Raw genomic sequence first — 21840 nt, 5'->3', positions numbered from 1 at the left:
CTTTTAATGAGGATTCTGAGGAAAATTTTAAGCGCCACATTATACGGATAACCCGCCATACACCAAGCATCGGGCGTGACCGGGGTTAGATCATCTGGTGAGGACACAAGAACCGAAAGACGTATAATGACCTCAAACCAAGGAGCCTCTGGTGTCATTACAACGATTTCTGCAAGACTGGGCCATCCCCGCCGCGATCGGCTTGGCGATGGCGGCAGCGCTACTTTTCCTGTTCCCCCACCTGCGCGAAAACGCGGGAACTGACACCCCTCAAGTAATCACCGCCCCAGACTCCTATGCCAGTGCAGTCAATCTTGCCGGGCCCGCGGTGGTAAACGTATTCAGCAAGCGGGCTCTGCGTAACCACCCGCTGGCCAGCCACCCCCTGTTCCCCTACTACCTGAACAAAATGACCCCACTGCAACGAGAGCGCATGCAGCAGAACCTGGGTTCTGGCGTTATCGTTGACGATACCGGGTACGTCCTTACCAACTTTCACGTCATTTCCGGCGCAGAGCAAATTGCCGTAGTACTGGCGGACGGCCGTGAAGCCCGCGCACAACTGGTGGGATCAGACGCAGACTTTGACCTGGCGGTCCTGAAGATCGACCTTCCCAGCCTTACCGCAATTGAAGTCGGAGACCCGGATAGAGCGCAGGTCGGCGACGTGGTGCTGGCCATTGGCAACCCGTTTGGGGTGGGACAGACGGTAACTCAGGGCATTATCAGTGCTACCGGGAGGGACGTGGGCAACACCGGCGTAGGTGGCTACCTGCAAAACTTCCTGCAGACCGATGCGGCGATCAATCCCGGCAACTCCGGCGGCGCGCTGGTGGACTCCCGGGGTCGACTGCTCGGTATCAACACCACGTCGGTATTGAACCAAACCGGATTGAATCAGAGCGGTACCAGTGGTGGCATCAGTTTCGCGATTCCCGCCACCATCGCCCTCAAGGTCATGCAGGATCTTATCGAGTTTGGCCGGGTGGTGCCCGGCTGGCTGGGAATTGAGGCACAGAACCTGAACCCCCTGCTGGCACGCTCATTCAACCTGGCATCCACGGATGGCGTCATCGTCACCGCCATTTACAAAGAAGGGCCGGCGCATCAGGCAGGGCTCAAGCCGGGCGATGTAATCACCCACATCAATGCCACCCCGATCAATGACGGCAAACACGGCAATGCGGCGATGGCCACCCTGCGCCCGGGTGAAGTGGTGACCATTACCTATATTCGCGACGGTGAAACGCTCGCCACACGTGCAACCGTCTCGGAGAGGCCACAGGCAGAGCGCAACCAGACACAGGGTGAAGGGTGACGATTCAATTGCAGAGTGACCGCCCCACTAGTTCGGAGGGAAACGTGACCACGATATTCAAAGCTCTGGGCCTGAAAGCGCTGCTGGTAGTGACACTGTTCAACCACAACGCTGCTGCCGATGACCGCGACACACTAAACAATTTGCTGAACCAGTTTCTCGCTGGTGCTGCCGACGATATTCGCGTGCACCAGCGTTTCTGGGCCGACGACCTGATCTACACCAGCTCGTCAGGCCAGCGCTTTGGCAAATCCGCGATTGTCGGGGGAATGGAAAAGGCGGAAGAAAAAGAAGAGACGAAAGAGGCTTCTGCTCCAATGCGCTATCGCGCGGAAGAGACCGATATCCGCGTGCTCGGCGATACCGCGATCGTTGCCTTCCGGCTGATTGCAGAGCCGGCGCCGGACAGCGACAAGCCGGCGGAGAAGATGGAATTTTTTAACACCGGCACCTTCGTCAAACGCGATAACGAATGGCGAGCACTGGCCTGGCAGGCCACGAAAATCCCATCCGCAGCGCCCGCCAACCCTTAATCAATTCAAGCGAATCCGTTCGCGCCGGCCAACCCGCGCGAATCAGTCCGCGTCTGGCCGCACCCGGTATTCTGCGGAGCGGGCGTGGGCATCCAGGCCCTCCCCTTTTGCCAGGGTAGCCGCTACTCGCCCCAGGGTATCGGCACCTTCCGGCGAACAGAAAATAATCGAGCTGCGCTTCTGGAAATCGTAGACCCCAAGCGGGGAAGAGAAGCGCGCAGTACCGCTGGTAGGCAGCACGTGATTCGGTCCCGCGCAGTAGTCACCCAGCGCTTCCGCGGTATAGCGACCAAGGAAGATGGCACCGGCGTGGCGGATCTGCGGCAGATACTGCTCCGGGTTATCCACAGAGACCTCCAGGTGCTCCGGGGCAATCTGGTTGGACACTGCGATCGCTTCGGCAATATCGCTGACCAGAATCAAGGCACCGCGGTCGGCGATTGAACGACTGGCAATGGCTTCCCGGGGCAGGTCCGCAAGCAGCTTCTGCAGTGACGCTTCCACCGCATCGAGAAACGCTGCATCCGGGCTCAACAGGATCGACTGGGCCTGTTCGTCGTGCTCCGCCTGGGAAAGCAGATCCATGGCAATCCAGTCCGGATCGGTTTTGCCGTCGCAGATCACCAGAATCTCCGAGGGCCCGGCAATCATATCGATCGCCACCTGACCGAACACCGCGCGCTTGGCGGAAGCCACGAAGATATTTCCCGGGCCAACAATCTTGTCGACGCGGGCGATGGTCTCGGTTCCGTAGGCAAGGGCTGCCACAGCCTGGGCGCCACCAATGGTGAAGACTTTATCCACACCGGCAATAGCGGCTGCCGCCAACACCAGATCGCTGAGCTGGTTGTCCGGCGCCGGTACCACCATCAGCACCTCATCCACGCCGGCAACCCGCGCGGGAATGGCGTTCATCAGAACCGAGGAGGGATAGCTGGCCTTGCCGCCAGGCACGTAGATACCCACGCGCTCCATGGCGGTAATCTGCTGGCCCAGCACTGTGCCATCGGCTTCCTGATACTGCCAGGAAGATTGCAGCTGGTGCTCGTGATAGGCGCGCACACGCTCGGCGGCCGCTTCCAGGGCCGCGCGCTTGTCCGCAGGAATTCGCTCCAGCGCCGCCTGCAGATCTTCTGCCTGCAGGCAGAAACCCTGCGTCTGCTGCAACTGACGGCGGTCAAAGCGATTGGTGTATTCAATTACCGCCGCGTCACCACGGGATTTCACATCCCGAAGAATTTCCGCCACCGTCGCTTCGACCTTGGTGTCCGCGACGGACTCCCACGCCAACAGCGCGTCGAGCTGGCTTGAGAACTCTGAATTGCCGGCATCCAGCCGACGTACGGAAAAATCACTCATGGAATTTACCCGGCACTCCGTGCATGCACCGCTTCGGCCAACTGTTGGATCAGAGCATTGATCGGGCCGTATTTCATTTTCATGGACGCCTTGTTGACGATCAGGCGGCTGCTGATATCGGCGATCTGATCCCGCGCTTCAAGGCCATTGGCCTTCAGGGTGTTGCCGGTATCCACGATATCCACAATCTCATCCGCCAGATCCATCAGTGGCGCCAACTCCATCGCGCCGTACAGTTTGATGATGTCGGCCTGGCGACCCTGGGCAGCGTAATAGCGTTTGGCAGACTGCACAAACTTGGTCGCCACCTTGATACGGCCGCTGGGCAGCGGCGCGCCCTTGATGCCAGCCGTCATCAGGCGACAGCGGGCAATGTTCAGATCCAGGGGCTCGTAGAGATTGCTGTCGTCGTGTTCCAGCAGGTTGTCCTTGCCGGCCACGCCCATATCGGCAGCGCCATGCTGCACATAGGTCGGCACATCCGATCCGCGCAGGATCAGCAGGCGCACATTTTCCTGGTTGGTGGGGAAAATCAGCTTGCGGCTCTTGGCGATATCTTCCGCCGGCTCCAGGCCTGCGGCCGCCAGTAACGGCAGGGTTTCCTTGAGAATTCGTCCCTTGGTCAGGGCAATAGTGATCTGCATAGCGTTTATGATTGTGTGATTCGCCCGGTCTCCGCGGGCCAAAATGTATGGGCAATACCCCCAAAATCCCCGGGGAGCTTATCGACTCTTGTCGAGCCATGCCAATACATAACTAGAATAGCGCTAGAAGGAAACGGGCGACCGCCCGCTTCCGCTATTTGAACAAAGAGAAAAAAGAGGCGATCAGCCGGGTACGCGGCGAATATTCGCACCCAGTTGTTGCAGCTTCTCCTCAATACATTCGTAACCGCGGTCGATATGGTAGATGCGATCCACGATGGTAGTGCCTTCGGCCACCATGCCCGCAATCACCAGGCCGGCGGATGCGCGCAGGTCAGAAGCCATCACCGGTGCACCTTTCAACCTCTCCACACCGGTCACGATTGCAGTATTCCCCTCTAGCACGATGTTCGCACCCATACGGTTGAGCTCGTGCACCTGAATCAGGCGATTCTCGAAGATGGTTTCCACCACGGTACCGGTGCCCTCAGACACCGCGTTCATGGTGGTAAATTGTGACTGCATATCGGTGGGGAACGCCGGGTACGGCGCAGTGCGGAAGCTCACCGCCTTGGGGCGATTGCCCTTCATATCCAGTTCAATCCAGTCATCACCAACACTCAGGTGCGCACCGGCCTCTTCAAACTTCACCAGCACCGCATCAAGAATATCCGCGCGGGTGTGGGTCAGGCGCACTTTACCGCGGGCAGCAGCCGCGGCCGCGAGAAATGTGCCCGTTTCGATGCGATCCGGCATCACGGAATAAGTACACGGGTGCAGGCGCGAAACCCCCTGCACGCGAATGGTGTCCGTGCCGGCGCCTTCAATCTCGGCCCCCATGGCGATCAGGAAGTCCGCCAGGTCGACAATTTCCGGTTCGCGCGCGGCGTTGTGCAGAACCGTAGCGCCCTCTGCGAGCACCGCCGCCATCAGCAGGTTTTCGGTACCGCCAACGGTGACCTTTTCCATCACGATATCGGCGCCCTTCAGGCGGCCATTACTGCGTGCGCGAATAAATCCTTCGTCGATGGTGATCTCGGCGCCCATCGCCTCCAGCCCTTTCAGGTGGATATCCACCGGACGGCTACCGATGGCACAGCCACCAGGGAAGGACACATTGGCAACGCCGTGGCGCGCCAGCAGTGGGCCGAGCACCAGGATCGACGCGCGCATGGTTTTCACCAGCTCGTAGGGCGCGGTCAGCTCGTTCACCGAGCGCGGATCAATTTCCACACCCAATTTTTCGTCAATTGTGATTTCGGTTCCCATGCACCGCAACAGGGTGATCATGGTAGTGATATCGTTGAGGTGCGGCAGGTTGTGGATCTGCACAGGGCCGTCCGCCAACAGCGCCGCCGCCAGAATCGGCAGTGCGGAATTCTTGGCTCCGGAAATTTTCAGGGTTCCGGAAATGGGGCTGCCCCCTTCGATAATCAGTTTATCCATTCGGTCTGGTTTCCAAGCGGTACAAAAATCTCGACCACCACAGCGTAGTACTGCAGAGCAAGGCTGGGCGTTACTGGCCGACTTCTTCCGGAGTCAGGGTTTTCATCTGCACCGCGTGCAGGGTGCCATCGGCAATTTTGTCGGATAGCGCGCCGTACACCAGCTGCTGCTTCTTCAGGCGGCTGAGACCGTTGAACGCATCGCTGATAACGGTGAGCTGCAGGTGACTGCCTTCGAAGGCCACTTCAACCTGACTTCCAGGAATTTGCCCTTCAATCAGGGACTTGATCTGATCTGGTTGCATAGGTAGGACTACTTATCGGCTAAAAAAGAGCGCGCAAGTGTACTGGAATCGCCACCGCTGCGCAGCCGCATCACCGCCGCTGCGCACCGGCGCACAAATTTTCGTTCGAATCTCTCATGCCGATCAATTGCCGGCAACTTTGTCCGCCGCAGACCAGCCAGCGATCACTTTGTCGATATCGCCATTATTAGCCTGCATGGCCTGAGAAAATTGTCCGCGGAAGGTTTTGCCCAGATTAACACCGTTCAGGATCACGTTGATCAGTTTCCACTGACCACTGCGATTGCGCACCAGAGTGTAGGAAACTTTGGTCAAACCTTCCTTACTACGCACTTCCTGCAATACGTTGACGCGATTCCCGCTCGGGGCGGAGCCGGGATTGATTACTTTGACATCCAGATTGCCAAAGGTCGCCACGCCGCGGGCAAAGGTTGCCACCAGGTCGCGCCGGAAAGTACTGGCAAACTTCGCTCGCTGCGCTGGCGTCGCCTGCTTGGCATGCCCCCCCATCACACCGCGCGCGATAAAATTGAAATCCACTACGGGCTCAAGCACGCGATCGACAGCGGAGTAGTAACGCTGAGGATTTGAATTCAGGTTCTTGCCTTCCGTGCGGATTACGTTCAGCAACTGCCCGGAAACCCCCTCAATGAGCGAATAGGGGTTTTGCGCTGCTGAAGCAAGCGGAGCCAGCACGCAAAGCATTACGGCTGCCATCCACAACCCGAGCTTGCGCGCCACTTGGACTGCCGCAGAGCCCCGGGTTTGCCCGGCACTATAAATTGAGGTGAAACTAGAGGTGAGTGCGCTCACAGATTATCTCCCATTGGCAATTCGTCCCTTGGATACCCACAGTGTCAAAAAGTGTCGTGAGTCGCCGAAAAAATCATGCTGGCGGTTGCGGAAAGGACAACGGTCACTTCGCCCGGCCTCCACAGCTGACAATAGCGGCGGCAAACTATACCATGGCGGCCCTCCGGACAAGCGGCTTTGGATCACTTTGCCTCGAGGCGCCGTTTTTTGGACCAATATAGATAGGTTAGCACCTCTATCCTCCTTGCAAGTGGCTGCACGCGAGCCAAAGCTGCGGAGTAAAAGCGAGACATACGATGGGTAAAGATCTGATTATCCAGGCCGGACGCCGCACCATCTCCATGGAAACTGCCGCAGTGGCGGCACTGGAATCCCGCATCGGCGATGATTTTCACAGGGCTTGCGAGCTGATCCTCGCCTGCCCTGGGCGCGTGATTGTGTCCGGCATGGGCAAGTCCGGCCATATTGGCCGCAAGATCGCAGCTACTTTGGCCAGCACAGGCACACCGAGCTTCTTCGTTCACCCCGGAGAGGCCAGTCACGGCGATCTCGGCATGATTACCCGCCAGGACCTGGTAATCGCCATCTCCAACTCGGGCTCCTCTGCGGAAGTTCTGACCCTGCTGCCGCTGCTGAAAAGGCTGGGTATTCCGCTAGTCAGCATGACCGGTAAGCCGGACTCCCCTCTGGCCCAGTCCGCCGACGTCAATCTGGATATTGCGGTGGATACCGAGGCCTGCCCGCTAAACCTGGCACCTACTTCATCGACCACCGTTACCCTGGTCATGGGGGATGCTCTCGCGGTCGCCCTGCTGGAAGCCCGCGGCTTTACCGCGGAAGATTTCGCCTTCTCGCACCCGGGGGGCGCCCTCGGCCGCCAATTACTGCTCAAGGTCGAAGACGTAATGCACGCCGGCGAAGAATTGCCGCAGGTATCGCCGGCAACACCACTGTCGAAGGCACTCCTTGAAATGACCAGCAAGGGCTTCGGCATGACCACTGTGGTCGACGGCAGCGGACACCTGCTCGGCGTGTTTACCGACGGCGACCTGCGCCGGGTGATCGACCAGAAGCTGGAGATGGATACCGCCACAATGGAGCAGGTGATGAGCCGCCGCCCGAAAACAGTTAGCGCGCACACTCTGGCCGCAGAAGCCCTGCGCATTATGGAAGACAACAAAATCACCGCACTGGTTGTGGAAGACCCCGAGCACCACCCGATAGGTCTGCTGCATATGCACGACATACTGCGGGCCGGCGTCATCTGAGCACAACCGCCCGCGCCGTAACCAGGACCACACAACCTAAAGGAACACCACGTGAGTCATTCACACGCCAGCGAGCAACAGATTCAGGAAAAGCTGAGCAAAGTACGTCACCTGATTCTCGACGTGGACGGAGTGCTCACCGATGGCCGCCTGTACTTCGACAACCAGGGCAACGAGCAGAAAACCTTCCACACCCTGGACGGCCACGGTATTAAAATGCTGCAGCAGTCTGGCGTCGCGGTTGCTATCATCACCGGCCGGCGCAGCGCCCTGGTTGAAAAACGTGCGCACGACCTGGGTATCACCCGCCTGATTCAGGGCCGTGAAGACAAATACAGCGCCTTTCTCGAGCTTTTCGCGGGCGAGCCATACGATCTGGAACACATCGCCTATGTCGGCGACGACTATCCTGATCTGCAACTGATGACCCGCGTGGGCTGCCCGATCGCGGTTCCCAACGCGGCTTCACCGGTACAGGAACGCGCCCTGTTCACCACCGAACGCAGCGGCGGCCTGGGCGCGGTGCGAGAGGTTTGCGATCGCATTATGCGTGCCCAGGGAACCTTCGACGCAGCGCTGGCTCCTTATATAGCGCAGTAATTGAATTGCGTTAAAACCTGACACAGGAAAAAGGAAGAAATATCGGATGCGCACCTGGCTTCCCCTGGTGATCGTAGTTGCACTGATCTCCCTCGGGCTATGGTTCACCGAAAGTCCGCCCGAACAACTGCTGGGCAAGCGCCCAACTCAGCAAGAGTACAACCGCGCTGCCGATCTGATCATTCGCGATGCGCGCACACGGCATTACGGGGTCGAGGGCGACCTGGCCTACGAAGTAGACGCCAAACGTATTACTTTTTTCCAGTTTGCCCGCCGCGACCGAGCTGACCTTACCGAGCCGCGGATGATGTTTTACCAGGGCGATGACACCAAGTGGCGCACGGAGTCCCGTACCGGCGTGGCTTATGACAACGGGCAAAAGGTGGTTCTGGAGGGCGATGTCTCGGTTATGGAGCTGCCCCAACCCGGCATTACGCTGCGCACGCCGAAAATTGTCATCAAACCCCGCGAGGAATTCGCCGAAACGGACAAAGTTGTTACCATCACCGATGGCCTCAACCTCACCACCGGCAAGGGCCTGCGCGCCGATCTAAAAAAAGACAAGGTAGAAATACTGTCCGATGTGGAAAGCCGCTATGAACTTCGCTGACTTACGCCGCCGCCTGACCACTTTGGCACTGGCACTCGCCTGCGCACTGCCCGGCATCCAGGCCGTCGCCTTGCCCGACGACCGCCAGCAGCCGGTCAAGGTTTCTGCAGACAACCTGGAAGCGAACCGCAGCAAGAACCTGTCGGTCTACAGCGGCAATGTTGTAATCAGCCAGGGCTCCCTGCAGATTCGTGCCGACCGGGTTGAAGTGCACGGCAACAGCAAGGGAGAGATCAACAAGGTCATCGCCACCGGCACGCCAGCGCACTTCCAGCAACAGGTCGAAGAAAGCACCACGCCGGTCAAGGCCCGCGCTGCGCGCATCGAATTCCTGGTGGCCAATGACGCCCTGCAACTTACCGGAGAGGCGTTTGTCGACCGCGACGGCAACACCCTGACCGCCGAACGCATCGATTACGACCTGAACAGTGAGCAGATGAAGGCCCGCGGCCAGTCAGAGAAAAAGCGCGTGGAAATGATCTGGAAGCCCGAAGGGCAGTCCGGGGACACCGACGGACAGTAATGAGACTTTAGCGAGTAACGGCATTGAGCCATTACCGCCAACGCAACACGCAGATTTATTGAGTGCGGCCAGGTGCCGCCCCAGCCGGAATTGAATAATGCCAACGCTCAAGGCGCTCCATCTCGCCAAGCAGTACAAAAAGCGCAAAGTCGTTCAGGATGTCTCCGTGAGCGTATCCAGCGGCCAGGTCGTCGGCCTGCTGGGACCCAACGGCGCGGGTAAAACCACCTGCTTCTATATGATCGCCGGTCTGGTGCAGGCGGATGCTGGCCAGGTATTGATCGACGATGAAGATATCACCGGCCTGTCCATGCATGGCCGCGCGCGCAAAGGCATTGGTTACCTGCCTCAGGAAGCCTCCGTTTTCCGCCGCCTCTCGGTGCAGGACAATATCCTCGCGATCCTGCAGACTCGCAAAGACCTGAACAATGCCCAGCGCAAGGAGCAGCTGGAAGCCCTCCTGGAAGAGTTCCACATCACCCATATCCGCGAAAGCCTGGGTATGGCCCTATCAGGTGGTGAGCGGCGGCGAGTGGAGATTGCCCGCGCCCTGGCAACCAACCCCGCATTCGTATTGCTGGACGAGCCATTCGCCGGTGTCGATCCCATTTCCGTCAACGATATCAAGCAGATCATCCGCCACTTGAAAGACCGCGGAATCGGCGTTCTGATCACCGACCACAACGTTCGCGAGACCCTGGACATCTGTGAGACCGCGTTTATCGTCAGCGAAGGCCACATTATCGCCTCTGGCGACCCCCGCGACGTGGCCGAAAACAAACAGGTGAAAGACGTCTACTTAGGACACGAGTTCACCATCTAGTTCACAGAGGGAAAGACCTCCCTATTTCACGCCAACTCGAAGACATTGGTCACAGGATTTAAGCTGTGACCAAATGCCATCATTTTTTCGGCACACTTATTGCTTAACCGCCCTCTTGTCTTCCGCCCCGCCCCGGGGTAGTCTGCATGAAATGAGCTTTACCCCGCCGCCGGAAACATAAAATTCTCCGCAGCGGATTCACGCCAGATTTTTCTGCCGGCACACCCCTATGAAGCAGTCACTCCAGTTAAAACTCGGCACTCAGCTGACAATGACGCCACAGCTGCAACAGGCCATCCGCCTGCTGCAGCTGTCGACGCTGGACCTGCAACAGGAAATTCAATCCGCCCTGGACAGCAACCCGCTGCTGGAGTCGGACTTCGACGAGCACGCCGGAGAATCACTCCAGGACCAGAACACTCCCGCAGAGCGCAAGGAAGAAGCCTCTGAGCGAGCCGCGGAAACCCAGGCCGAGTCCTCCGCAGACGGCGACTGGACCAACGATATTCCAGATGACCTGCCGGTAGATACGCGCTGGGACGACATCTATTCAAGCGGCAGCCACAGTGGCGGCGAGGGCGAAGATTTCGCGCTCGAGCAGCGCAGCGCGGCCTCGGAAAGCCTGCAGGATCACCTGCAGTGGCAACTCAACCTCACCCCACTCTCTATCGAAGACAAGCTGATCGGCGAAACGCTGATCGACGCCATCGCTCCCAACGGCTTCCTGGGTACCCCCATTGAAGAGCTGGCGGAGTCCATGGAGCTGGACGTCGATGAGGTCATGGCCGTATTGAAGACCATCCAGCAGCTGGAGCCGGCGGGCTGTGGCGCGCGCGATCTGCGCGAAAGCCTGCTGCTGCAACTGCGCCAGCTGCCGGACCAAACCCCCTGGCTTTCTCAGGCCGTAGCCGTGGTGAGCCAGCACCTGGACCTGCTGGGAAAACGGGACTTTCGCCAATTGAGCCGCCGCACCCGCCTCAGCGAAGCGCAACTGGGCGATGTCATGCGGCTGATCCAGACGCTCACGCCCTACCCCGGTGAGGCCTTCGGTGGCGAGGAGCCCCAGTATGTGGTGCCCGACGTCATCGTCAGCCGCAAGCAAGACCGCTGGGTCGTGGAACTAAACCCGGAAACCACGCCCAAGCTGCGCATCAATAACGCCTACGCGGCAATGATCAAGCGTGCAGACAACTCCAGTGAAAACAACTATCTGCGCGACAACCTGCAGGAAGCGCGCTGGTTCCTGAAAAGCCTGCAAAGCCGCCACGAAACGCTCCTCAAGGTCGCCAGCAGCATTGTGGAAAAGCAGCAGGGATTTTTCGAGCAGGGGCCGGAAGCCATGAAACCCATGGTGCTGGCGAATATTGCCGAAACCATCGGCATGCACGAGTCCACTATTTCCCGGGTCACCACCCAGAAGTACATGCTCACGCCTCGCGGCGTATTCGAACTCAAGTACTTTTTCTCCAGCCATGTCAGCACCGACTCCGGAGAAGATGCTTCCTCCACTGCCATCCGGGCGCTGATCCGCAAGCTGATCGATGGCGAGCAGCCGCGCAAACCGCTGTCTGACAACAAGATCACCCAGGAGCTCGACGCCCAGGGGATCAAGGTGGCGCGACGCACTGTAGCGAAATACCGGGAGTCCATGGGCATCCCCTCCTCAAGCGAAAGAAAGCGACTGGTGTAGGCCGCAGGGTCACACTTTTACCCAAACCCGTCGTGCCTTCCCCCCAATTCCACCTACACTTGGCCTCGGCGGCTATTTTCTGGGCAACCAATAGCCTGACAGCGAGTGTATCCTTCCATTCTGACGCACTTCCTAGTAGGGTTGCCGCCCTGTGCGGGGGTGCAGCCAGATTGTGTTGTACTCGATGAGGAGAAATCCATGCAGATCAATATCAGTGGCCACCATGTAGACGTTACTCCGGCCATTCGCGATTACTGCCTGACCAAACTGGACAAGCTCTCCCGCCACAATGACCTGATCACCACAACCCAGGTCACCCTGTCCGTCGACAAACTAGTCCAGAAAGCCGAAGCGCGGATTCACGTGAGCGGCAACAAGGATATTTTTGCCGATTCGGAGTCAGAGGATATGTACGCGGCGATTGATTCGCTGACCGACAAACTCGACCGACAGCTGTTGAAACACAAAGAGAAGTTACGCGGTCACCGCTAGGCTCCATCATTACGAGTCAACGGTTGATTCGCACCGCTAGATCATCTGCACGTTATGACATTGGAAGCATTACTCTCTCCCCGCCTGAGCCTTTGCCACCTGGCGGGGAGTAGCAAGAAAAAGCTGTTGCTCAATATCGCCCAGGCGATCTCCGAACTATACCCCGACCTGGACACCGACACAGTGTTCAACCAGCTGGTAGCCCGGGAGCGCCTGGGTTCTACCGGCATTGGTGAAGGTGTCGCCATTCCACACTGCCGTCTGCCTGGCTGTGAGAAGCCCATCGGTGTCCTTTGCACCACCTCTCCAGCTGTAGATTTTGACGCCATCGACCGTCAGCCGGTGGATCTGCTTTTCGCCCTGCTGGTACCGGAGGATTCCGACCAGGAGCACCTGGATACCCTGGCGGAAATTGCCGCCCTGTTCAGTGACAGCCGTGTACGTGAAAAGCTGCGCCAGGCCACTACCAGCGATGACCTCTACGCACTGGCCATTAACAGCGCAGCGGCGGCCTGATTTTTATTGAGCTAGCGCTCAATGGCGCAGCTTTCGACCCCGCGGATCGGGGTGACTGCTTTATACTGGCCCGACGAATAATTAGGGCCTGCTCAATTGGCAAGGAGCGCGAGTGCAATGCGATTGGTCATCATCAGCGGCCGTTCCGGCTCAGGAAAAAGTTCTGCCCTGCAGCTACTGGAAGACGTAGGCTTCAACTGCATCGATAACCTGCCCGCGAGCCTGCTGCCAGAATTGGTACGCCGGGTAAGCGAGCAATCACCACAGACTGCTCCGGGCCACCATGAAAACACCCAACTTGCCCTGGGCATCGACGCCCGCAACCTGTGGCAGGATGTGCGCCAGGCACCCCAGGTCATTCATGACCTGCGCGAGAGCGGTGTTGAATGCGACGTTGTCTATCTGGATGCACGCTCTCCGGTGCTGGTTCAACGCTTCAGCGAGACCCGACGCAAGCACCCCCTGAGCGACAGCCGAACCCACCTGTTGGAAGCCCTCAACCGGGAGAAAGAAATCCTGGCGCCACTGGCCTCCATGGCCGACCTGGTGATCGATACCAGCAGCCTTAGCCTGCACCAACTGCGCGACCAGATTAAAACCCGGGTGGTCGGCAAAGACTCACCGGGTATGGCGGTGCTATTCCAGTCTTTCGGCTTTAAGCACGGCGTGCCGGTAGACGCAGACCTGGTGTTTGACCTGCGCTGCCTGCCCAATCCGTACTGGGTAGCGGAGCTGCGAGAAAAAACCGGGATGGACCCGGAAGTAGCGGACTTCCTCCGCTCACACCAGGAAACCCAGGACATGCAGCGGGATATCACCGCATTCCTGGAGCGCTGGCTGCCCTCATACCAGCAGAGCAACCGCAGCTATACCTCGGTGTCCATCGGCTGCACCGGTGGCCGCCACCGCTCGGTATACATGGTGGAACAACTGGCCAAGCACTTTGCCAGTACATTTGAAAACATTCAGATCCGCCATCGGGAACAACAGAAAAACCACGGTTGAGCCTCTCGCCAGACTGCTCGACGGTAAAAAACCGCACGGAAAGATCATCGCCAATGCAGAAAAGTCGTATCACCATCATCAATAAACTCGGACTTCACGCGCGCGCGGCCAGCAAATTTGCCCAGACCAGTGCGCGCTTTTCCTCCGATGTGAAAGTGCACTGCCAGGGAAAAGCCGTGGACGGTAAGAGCGTGATGGCTTTGATGTTACTGGCCGCCGGCAAGGGTGTAGAGCTCGAACTCGAAGTGGCCGGGCGCGATGAGGACGCTGCCCACGAAGCTATTTGCGCACTGATCAATGATCGCTTCGGTGAGGGTGAATAGAGCCCAGCACAGTGGACTGAACAGATAGCCGGAAAGACAAACAAGCTGCCAACTCCCGGTTTAGCACTATAATGCCGGCACCCGCCCCTCCACCGAACACCAGGACCGTCTGTGCCCAAACCCGTCAACGCCGACATCAATTTCCGCGCCCAAAACCAGCTCGGTGAGCTGTACGCGGCACTGGATAGCGGTACCGGGCGCGAAGTCCAGCGCATGCTGGCATCCCTCTCCCCCCAGCATCGCCCAGCTACTGGAAAGCTCCCCACCGCGCATTCGTCAGGTGCTGTGGAAACTGATCGATCGCCAGATCGAGGGTGAGGTGCTGCAGGAACTCCCGGACGAGGTACAGAGCCAGATTCTCTCCACCATGGACACCGAGGAAATGGTGGCGGTGATGGAAGGGCTCGATGCGGACGATGTGGCGGACATCCTGCAACAACTGCCAGATCGGGTGATGGCGGAAGTGCTGTCGGCGATGAGCGAGCGCGACCGCCAGCGGGTAGAGAGCGTCCTCTCTTACGATGAGGAAACCGCCGGCGGCCTGATGGATACGGAGATTGTCTCCGTGCGCCCGAACCTGCACCTGGATGTGGTACTGCGTTACCTGCGCCGCCACGAGCAGCTGCCGGAATCCACCGATAACATCTTTGTCGTCAACCGCAAGGACCGTTTTATCGGCCTGCTGCCGCTGACCAAGCTGCTGACCACAGACCCGTCGGTTACCGTGCGCGAGATTATGGTGACCGATATCGAGCCGATTCCCGCGGATATGCCGGACGATGAAGTGGCGCGACTGTTCGCCAAGTACGACTGGATTACCGCGCCGGTTGTCGATGAGGAGCGTCACCTGTTGGGCCGCATCACCATTGATGACGTGGTGGATGTGATCCGCGAGGACGCGGATCATTCGCTGATGAGCCTGGCGGGTCTCGACGAGGAGGAGGACACCTTTGCCACGGTCAGGCGCACGGCGCCGCGCCGCGCCATCTGGCTGGGCATCAACCTGCTCACCGCACTGCTCGCGTCCTGGGTGATCAATCTGTTTCAGGGCACCATCGACAAGGTGGTGGCGCTGGCGGTTCTGATGCCAATTGTGGCGAGTATGGGCGGAGTTGCCGGCAGCCAGACACTGACGGTGGTCATTCGCGGTATGGCACTGGGCCAGGTGGGCCGCAGCAACCTGGGCTGGCTGTTGTCGCGAGAGCTGGGTAGCGGTGCGTTAAACGCGATCCTGTGGTCGGCGGTAATGGGAGTCATTGCGGCACTCTGGTTTGGGGATCCGCGTATCGCCTGGATTATCATTGCGGCCATGGTCATCAATCTGATTACGGCGGCGCTGGCGGGGGCAATTCTGCCGGTGGCGCTGCGGGCAATGCGGATCGATCCGGCGCTGGCTGGTGGTGTGGCACTGACGACGGTGACGGATGTGGTGGGCTTTATGTCTTTCCTTGGACTGGCGACAATATTTTTTGCCTGATGATTGGGTACCCGGCTTACCGGGTACTGCAATTATTGGTTGAATTCAGATCTCGAGATTTTCTATGCACAATTCTGATGAAAACAATCCGTACGATGAGTTTGATGAGGACCTTCCGAAAAGCAAAACTCAAATAAAGGAGGAGATGCACGAGCTGCAGGCGCTCGGCAAAAAACTGACGGAGCTGAATGCGGCAAAGTTGGCGGAGGTGCCGATGGATGCGACGCTTGAGGAAGGGATTGCGACCTTTCACCGGATCAAGTCGCGGGAGGCGCGGCGGCGCCAGCTTCAGTACATTGGTAAGTTGATGCGCAAGGCGGATGTGGAGGCGATTGAGGCGGTGCTGGAGAAGCACAAGGAGCAGGACCACCACCATTTGCGCTTTGACCGGATGGCGGAGGAGTGGAGGGAGCGCTTGCTGACCGAGGGCAAGGAAGGCCAGAGTGCATTTTTTGATGCGTTCCCCGGTGTGGATATCCAGCAATTGCGCACGCTGATTCGCGAGTCCAATAAAGAGATTGCCAATAAAAAAGCCCCAACCAACCAGCGAAAACTGTTTCGCTACTTGCGGGACTTTTTTATGCAGGTGGACTGAGCGGGACGTCAAAGCTCAATTCGCACCTTCTTTTCGCGCCCGGTGGCGGCAAGCCACCGGGGAAGGGTTTTCAGGACCACTGTAAACCCTTCCTTGGGCGTTGCGGCGCAAACGTCCTGTTTGCGACGCTCCTGAAAACCCTTCCCCGGCAGCGTGCCTTCGATTCGAACTTCAGCTGCGATTAAGCGATTCCCAACTTCTCTATCCCGACTTCAACCCGGGCAGGTTTCAGCCGTTAGCGGCTTTCCCGGCTCATTCCCCTCCGCTGGATTCTTCAGCGGCTTGAACAAGACCAGCAGCAATGGCAGCAGTGTAAGTGAGCCCAGCAGGGCCGCCGACATGGCCAGTGCGGTCAGCAATCCGAAGTAAATCGAGGGCACGAATTTGGACAGTGCCAGTATCGAGAAGCCGGCGATAATCGTTATGGCGGTGTAGAACATGGCGCGGCCAATGGTGGCGTGGCTGCGGTGCATGGTGGCGATGTAGTCGCCGTCTTTGGCGAATTCTTCGCGGAACCGGTACAGGTAGTGGATGGCGTGGTCGACGCCGATGCCGACGGTGATGGCGGCGATGGTGATGGTCATCATGTCCAGCGGGATGTTTGCCAGGCCCATACCGCCGAGGACCACGCAGGCGGCGAGCATATTCGGCACCAGGGCGATAATCGCGATGGGCAGTGACCGGAACAGCACCAGGAACATCAGCAGGATGCCGGCGAAGACGGCGCCCAATGTGAGGATCTGGGATTTGAACAGGCTCTGCAGCATGTTGTTGTACAGCACCAGCATGCCGGTCTGGCGGATGTTTTCCGGGGCGATGCCCATTTCATTCTCTGCATAGGCGTAGATACGCTGGATCAGTTCATCCCGGCGCAGGTTGGGGTCGGTTTCCATCACGCGCATGGTGATGCGCGCCTGCTGCTCTTGCGGCGACCAGTAGGGGTTGATCAGTACCTGATTGATTTCGTCCGGCAGGCTCTGGCGGGCAACGGCCAGCTCGAAGTCGTTGAGGCCGCCGTCGTTCAGGTCCTGGGCCACTTTGTACAGGGTGGCGAGGGACTGCACCTTGCCGATTTCCGGCTGCGCTTCGAGGAAGTCGTGCAATTGCTCGATCTGGTTGAGGCCGGCTACGGTAAACCAGTAGGCGTCAGGGGCCTGGCTCTCACCGCCATCCGCGGCAAAAGGATCGTCCGCAGCGAAGGGGTCTTCGGCGGCAAACGGATCTGACTCCCCTTCCGCGCCGTCGCCAGCAATCTCATCGCCGCCGAAGTCAGCGCCGAACGGATCTTCTTCTCCAGCATCCGCTCCCGCAAAAGCCGGTGCGGTGTCTTCCGGTTTGCTGAGAACCACATCCAGGCTGATGGTGCCGCCGAGGCGCTGATCAATGACCAGCATACCCTGGTGAATCTCGGTGGAATCGTCAAAGTAATCGATAAAGCGGTTTTCCACTTTCAGACGGGAGATACCCACGGCGCTGATTATCGCCGCCACCACTGCAACACCGAGCACGATACCTTTGTGGTTCTCCGCAAAGCGGGAAAACACCTGGGTAAATGCGTGAGAGTTGTCCGCGCCCTGGCCGCCGTCGCGCTTTTTCAGCAGCATCAGGCTGGCGGGAATAATCAGGAATGACAGCACCAGTGCCATGGTCACACCCATGGTCATCATCCAGCCGAAGTCGATCACCGGGCGAATACCGCTCACTACCAGGGAGATAAACGCAACCATGGTGGTGAGGCCGGTGTACAGGCAGGGTTTGGCCATAAACGCGACGGTGGCAGACGCCAGCTGGAAGCGATCCCACTCCGGGTGCTCGGAGAAATACTCGCGGTAGCGCACCGCCAGGTGGATGGTGATGGCCAGTGTGATGATCAACAGCAGGGCGACAAAGTTGGCGGAGATCACGGTCATACGCCAGTCGAGCCAGGAAAGCAGCCCCAGCATCATCACCGCGGTGGTCACACAGGTAATCAGCGGCAGCAGTACCCAGCGCGGCTGGCGAAATATCAGCAGCAGGGTGACCACGATGAAAATCAGAATACCGGCGCCGAATACCATCAGGTCACTCTGGATAAACGCGATCATATCCGAGGTGATCATGGTGAGACCGCCGAGGAACAGCTCGGCGTTGTCGTCGTAATGGGCGAGGATCTGCCGCACCTCGTCGACGCGATCCCGCGCGGCGGTTTCCTGGGCGGTGCGGTGTTTCAGGTATTCTGCACTCACCGCTTCCAGGCGGCTTGCCTGTTCCGCATCCAGACCCTGCTCATTGCGCAGGCGACGCAGCGCATCGCGCTCGCGCACCAGGTCGAGTCCTTCCCTGTCCAGTTCCAGGTTGAGCATCATGGCGGTGGTCTCACCATCGGGGCTCAATATCAGTTCTTTGTAAATCGGACTTTCAAGGAATTCTTTACGGGCCAGGCTCATGTCAATACCGGGGCTCGACAGGGTGCGGATACCGCCTGCTACCTCGGTGATGGAAAGCTTGGGACTGTACAACAGCGGCACGTTGAGGATCGACTGAACCCCGGTGACACCGTCCACCATGGCAAGCTCGTCCTGCAGGCGACGCATGGTAGCGAGGGATTCATCGCTGAACAGATCACCGTTGTTGTAGCGATAGGTAACTACCAAAAAGTCACCGGAGTTGTAGCGTTCGGAAATTTCGCGGAAAAAGTCCAGTGAGTCGTCGGTTTCCAGCGTCAGGGAATCTGCCGAGGCATCCAGTTTGAATTTCGGCAGGCCGGCCGCAGCGGCGATGGTGAACAGTGCCACCAGTGTCAGAACGGTTTTCGGATGTCCGAGAACCAATTTTTCGTACCAGGTCTTCAAGCCCAACAGCATAATCAATTCGCTTTGTTCTGATCGGAATCAGGCAGCGCGTGTTGTTTCCATTGTGCGCGCTGCCGAATATTCGAGAATCGTCTAAAAGTCTGTTTACTTGTCCACGTGACCGAGGTCGCGCTCGGGAAACAGGACGTCCCGCACTTTCTGTTTCAGTTCTTTCGGCCCGGGAAAGCCGCCATCGCGTTTACGCTCCCAGATCAGCTGGTCGCCTACGTGAATTTCGAACACACCCCCACTGCCCGGCTTCAGTGCCACCTGGTCCAGATCTTCGGCGAAGGTGTACAGCAGCTCCTGGGTCATCCAGGTGGCACGCAGCATCCAGTTGCACTGCACGCAGTAATGGATGGTGACGGTCTTTTGCATAGCGCAGGGCTCTCAGCAGTTTCCCCAGGGGGGCAACAGGGTTTGTTCGATCTGCAGCTGACTCAGGATTCTGGCCACCACAAAGTCCACCAGATCCTCGATGGTTTGCGGCTTCTGATAAAAACCCGGGCTGGCCGGCAGAATGACCGCTCCCATGCGGGTGAGCTTCAGCATGTTTTCCAGGTGAATTTCTGAATACGGCGCTTCCCGAGGAACCAGAATCAACTGCCGGCGCTCTTTCAGGGCCACATCCGCTGCGCGCTCAATCAGATTATTGGACGCACCCGTGGCAATGGCAGACAGGGTGCCGCCGCTGGCCGGGCAAATCACCAGACTGCTTGCGGCGCCGGTGCCGGACGCGACCGGAGAAAACCAGTCGCGCTTGCCGAACAGGGTTAACTGCCCTGCTTCCGCAGCATACAGTTCGCGCAGAAAATCTTCTGTGCGACCTTCTTCCGGCAGGGAAACGTCGGTTTCCGTATCAATCACGATGCGCGCCGCATCGGACAGCAGCAGCCACACCCGCACTCGCGCCACCAGCAGGCACTGCAGCAGGCGCAGACCGTACTGGGCGCCGGAGGCACCGGTGATCGCCAGGGTTACTGTTTTGGGAAAAGTGGGCTCAGCCAAAGAAGTATCCGTTTCCGCCCCCGCGCGGGGCTATTTGCCGTATCTCTGCTCCAGCGCGTGGAGCAATCGCTGGTGTACACCGCCGAAGCCACCGTTGCTCATCACAATGATGTGGCTGCCGGGGCCAGACAGTTCGAGCACGGATTCTACCGCAGCGTCGATGCTGTGGAGAACCTTTGCCGGTACGGTGGAATGGTGAACCACCTCATCCAGGGACCAGTTCATCCCTTCGGGCTGGTACCAGAGCACCAGGTCCGCCCCCGAGCAGGCTCGGGCCAGTTGATTCTGATGGTGTCCCATACGCATGGTATTGGAGCGCGGTTCAATCAGCGCAATGACTTTTTCACTGCCGACCTTCGCCCGCAGGCCATTGAGGGTGGTTTCAATCGCTGTGGGGTGGTGGGCGAAATCGTCGTAGACCCGGATACCCTGGATCTCCCCCAGACACTCCATACGCCGCTTCACTCCGCCAAACTGACCCAGCGCCTCCGCGGCGGTGGCCGGCTCGACGCCCACATGGCGCGCGGCAGCGATGACCGCAAGTCCGTTCTTCACACTGTGCAGTCCGGTTTGCTCCCACTGCACCCTGGCCACGGTGGTGCCCTCCAGCTGCACGTCGAAGTGTCCACCGTCCGCCGACACGTTCACTGCGCACCAGTCCCCCAGGCGCACACCATCGGCGTGTTCGACATCAAAGCGCTGCACTTCACTCCAGCAGCCGGCTTCCAGCACCTGGGATACCGCATCTTCCCGGGCGGCGATGACCAGCCCACTGGCGGGCACGGTGCGCACCAGATGGTGGAACTGCTTCTGAATGGCAGCAAGATCCTCGAAGATGTCCGCATGGTCAAATTCGAGGTTGTTGATGATCAGCGTGCGCGGGCGGTAGTGGACGAACTTGGAGCGCTTGTCGAAAAAGGCGGTGTCGTATTCATCCGCCTCCACCACAAAAAAGGGCGTGCTGCCGAGGCGCGCCGATACATCGAAGTTCTGCGGCACGCCACCGATCAGAAACCCGGGGTCCATCCCCGCGTAGTCGAGAACCCAGGCCAGCATGCTCGCGGTGGTGGTTTTGCCGTGGGTACCGGACACCGCCAGCACCCAGCGCCCACCGAGGAAGTGATCGCACAGCCACTGGGCGCCGGAGGTATAGGGCAACCCTTTTTCCAGCACCGCTTCCACCGCCGGATTTCCCCGCGACAGGGCGTTGCCGATAATCACCAGGTCCGGGGCCGGCTCCAACTGAGCCGGGTCGTACCCTTCGGTCAGCAGGATCCCGGCATTTTCCAGCTGGGTACTCATGGGCGGGTACACATTGGCATCGGAGCCGGTGACCTTGTGCCCTTCGGCCACGGCCAGTTGCGCAAGGCTGCCCATAAAAGTGCCGCAAATGCCTAGAATATGTATATGCATGCCAGTTGTTCACTCTATTCAATACGGAAGCGCGCCAGCGCCGGCCCACACGGCCGCACGTGGTGCCCCCTGAGACTGCCCATTCACGCAATCATTCTCCACGCTTGCGGGAATATCCGAGGCCATCTGCGGCCCGGCGCGCTTTTTGCTTCTGCTCTGGTCCACGGCAGGAAGTATCAGCAGTGCTCGAAAAATCGACGACGCGCAAGCTTATCACGGCCTTTTACCACAGTAAGTGTCGAATGCCCG

At 58.9% G+C, this 21840-nt stretch carries 22 protein-coding genes and 1 pseudogene; 14 read left to right on the top strand and 9 right to left on the bottom strand.

Annotation, left to right across the window (positions count from 1 at the left end; genetic code table 11):
- The first annotated feature begins 151 nt into the window (after positions 1 to 151).
- Both ACYX4K_RS02350 and ACYX4K_RS02345 read left to right on the top strand, forming a co-directional pair.
- Positions 152 to 1318, top strand: a complete 1167-nt coding sequence (locus ACYX4K_RS02350; protein ID WP_475093704.1) for a S1C family serine protease — start codon at positions 152 to 154, stop codon at positions 1316 to 1318.
- A 44-nt stretch (positions 1319 to 1362) separates the two neighbouring features.
- Complete coding sequence (locus ACYX4K_RS02345; protein ID WP_475093705.1) at positions 1363 to 1851, top strand: nuclear transport factor 2 family protein; 489 nt, start codon at positions 1363 to 1365, stop codon at positions 1849 to 1851.
- Positions 1852 to 1893: 42 nt separating this feature from the next.
- Here ACYX4K_RS02345 and hisD read toward each other — a convergent pair whose 3' ends face one another.
- The 5 genes from hisD to ACYX4K_RS02320 all read right to left on the bottom strand — a co-directional run bounded on the left by hisD (position 1894) and on the right by ACYX4K_RS02320 (position 6321).
- A complete protein-coding gene (gene hisD / locus ACYX4K_RS02340; RefSeq protein WP_475093706.1) occupies positions 1894 to 3210 on the bottom strand; it encodes a histidinol dehydrogenase in 1317 nt (438 codons plus the stop codon).
- A 5-nt stretch (positions 3211 to 3215) separates the two neighbouring features.
- Positions 3216 to 3854: an ATP phosphoribosyltransferase gene (gene hisG / locus ACYX4K_RS02335; RefSeq protein ID WP_475093707.1), complete on the bottom strand. Its 639-nt coding sequence runs from the start codon at positions 3852 to 3854 to the stop codon at positions 3216 to 3218.
- 183 nt (positions 3855 to 4037) lie between these two features.
- On the bottom strand, positions 4038 to 5300 hold the full coding sequence (gene murA, locus ACYX4K_RS02330) for a UDP-N-acetylglucosamine 1-carboxyvinyltransferase (protein WP_475093708.1): 1263 nt from the start codon (positions 5298 to 5300) through the stop codon (positions 4038 to 4040).
- A gap of 70 nt (positions 5301 to 5370) precedes the next feature.
- Positions 5371 to 5604, bottom strand: coding sequence for a BolA family protein (locus ACYX4K_RS02325; RefSeq protein ID WP_475093709.1), 234 nt, complete (start codon positions 5602 to 5604; stop codon positions 5371 to 5373).
- A gap of 123 nt (positions 5605 to 5727) precedes the next feature.
- Positions 5728 to 6321 carry an MlaC/ttg2D family ABC transporter substrate-binding protein gene (locus ACYX4K_RS02320; RefSeq protein WP_475093710.1) on the bottom strand — a complete coding sequence of 198 codons (594 nt, stop codon included), beginning with the start codon at positions 6319 to 6321 and terminating at the stop codon, positions 5728 to 5730.
- A gap of 392 nt (positions 6322 to 6713) precedes the next feature.
- Between ACYX4K_RS02320 and ACYX4K_RS02315 the strand changes: the two genes are divergently transcribed.
- The 12 genes and pseudogenes from ACYX4K_RS02315 to yjgA all read left to right on the top strand — a co-directional run bounded on the left by ACYX4K_RS02315 (position 6714) and on the right by yjgA (position 16339).
- Positions 6714 to 7685: a KpsF/GutQ family sugar-phosphate isomerase gene (locus ACYX4K_RS02315; protein WP_475093711.1), complete on the top strand. Its 972-nt coding sequence runs from the start codon at positions 6714 to 6716 to the stop codon at positions 7683 to 7685.
- Positions 7686 to 7736: 51 nt separating this feature from the next.
- A complete protein-coding gene (locus tag ACYX4K_RS02310) occupies positions 7737 to 8285 on the top strand; it encodes a KdsC family phosphatase (protein WP_475093712.1) in 549 nt (182 codons plus the stop codon).
- Between the two features lie 46 nt (positions 8286 to 8331).
- Positions 8332 to 8895, top strand: a complete 564-nt coding sequence (gene lptC / locus ACYX4K_RS02305; RefSeq protein ID WP_475093713.1) for an LPS export ABC transporter periplasmic protein LptC — start codon at positions 8332 to 8334, stop codon at positions 8893 to 8895.
- Positions 8882 to 9418 carry a lipopolysaccharide transport periplasmic protein LptA gene (lptA, locus tag ACYX4K_RS02300; RefSeq protein WP_475093714.1) on the top strand — a complete coding sequence of 179 codons (537 nt, stop codon included), beginning with the start codon at positions 8882 to 8884 and terminating at the stop codon, positions 9416 to 9418. The genes lptC and lptA overlap by 14 nt, the downstream gene beginning before the upstream one ends.
- Before the next feature lie 97 nt (positions 9419 to 9515).
- Complete coding sequence (gene lptB, locus ACYX4K_RS02295; protein ID WP_475093715.1) at positions 9516 to 10241, top strand: LPS export ABC transporter ATP-binding protein; 726 nt, start codon at positions 9516 to 9518, stop codon at positions 10239 to 10241.
- Positions 10242 to 10470: 229 nt separating this feature from the next.
- On the top strand, positions 10471 to 11931 hold the full coding sequence (locus ACYX4K_RS02290) for an RNA polymerase factor sigma-54 (protein WP_475093716.1): 1461 nt from the start codon (positions 10471 to 10473) through the stop codon (positions 11929 to 11931).
- A 198-nt stretch (positions 11932 to 12129) separates the two neighbouring features.
- On the top strand, positions 12130 to 12423 hold the full coding sequence (gene hpf / locus ACYX4K_RS02285; protein ID WP_475093717.1) for a ribosome hibernation-promoting factor, HPF/YfiA family: 294 nt from the start codon (positions 12130 to 12132) through the stop codon (positions 12421 to 12423).
- Positions 12424 to 12477: 54 nt separating this feature from the next.
- Complete coding sequence (gene ptsN, locus ACYX4K_RS02280) at positions 12478 to 12939, top strand: PTS IIA-like nitrogen regulatory protein PtsN (RefSeq protein WP_475093718.1); 462 nt, start codon at positions 12478 to 12480, stop codon at positions 12937 to 12939.
- A gap of 117 nt (positions 12940 to 13056) precedes the next feature.
- Positions 13057 to 13944, top strand: a complete 888-nt coding sequence (gene rapZ / locus ACYX4K_RS02275; protein WP_475093719.1) for an RNase adapter RapZ — start codon at positions 13057 to 13059, stop codon at positions 13942 to 13944.
- A gap of 53 nt (positions 13945 to 13997) precedes the next feature.
- Positions 13998 to 14267 (top strand): HPr family phosphocarrier protein, encoded by a 270-nt coding sequence (locus tag ACYX4K_RS02270; protein ID WP_475093720.1) that lies wholly within the window; start codon positions 13998 to 14000, stop codon positions 14265 to 14267.
- Between the two features lie 135 nt (positions 14268 to 14402).
- Positions 14403 to 15744 (top strand): annotated as a pseudogene (gene mgtE, locus ACYX4K_RS02265) (magnesium transporter).
- A 64-nt stretch (positions 15745 to 15808) separates the two neighbouring features.
- Positions 15809 to 16339, top strand: coding sequence for a ribosome biogenesis factor YjgA (gene yjgA / locus ACYX4K_RS02260; RefSeq protein ID WP_475093721.1), 531 nt, complete (start codon positions 15809 to 15811; stop codon positions 16337 to 16339).
- 212 nt (positions 16340 to 16551) lie between these two features.
- On the opposite strand, the gene ACYX4K_RS02255 is transcribed toward yjgA, so the two are convergent.
- The 4 genes from ACYX4K_RS02255 to mpl all read right to left on the bottom strand — a co-directional run bounded on the left by ACYX4K_RS02255 (position 16552) and on the right by mpl (position 21591).
- Positions 16552 to 19182, bottom strand: coding sequence for an efflux RND transporter permease subunit (locus ACYX4K_RS02255; protein ID WP_475093722.1), 2631 nt, complete (start codon positions 19180 to 19182; stop codon positions 16552 to 16554).
- 93 nt (positions 19183 to 19275) lie between these two features.
- Positions 19276 to 19548, bottom strand: coding sequence for an Rdx family protein (locus ACYX4K_RS02250; protein ID WP_475093723.1), 273 nt, complete (start codon positions 19546 to 19548; stop codon positions 19276 to 19278).
- A 12-nt stretch (positions 19549 to 19560) separates the two neighbouring features.
- Positions 19561 to 20178, bottom strand: a complete 618-nt coding sequence (locus tag ACYX4K_RS02245; protein WP_475093724.1) for a flavin prenyltransferase UbiX — start codon at positions 20176 to 20178, stop codon at positions 19561 to 19563.
- A 30-nt stretch (positions 20179 to 20208) separates the two neighbouring features.
- Entirely contained in the window at positions 20209 to 21591 is a 1383-nt protein-coding gene (gene mpl / locus ACYX4K_RS02240; protein WP_475093725.1) for a UDP-N-acetylmuramate:L-alanyl-gamma-D-glutamyl-meso-diaminopimelate ligase, read from the bottom strand.
- Positions 21592 to 21840 lie beyond the last annotated feature (249 nt).

The organism is Microbulbifer sp. ABF4_107 (assembly GCF_056312215.1).
The sequence above is the reverse complement of the archived record's forward strand: the minus strand, read 5'-3'. Positions and strand labels throughout refer to the sequence as shown.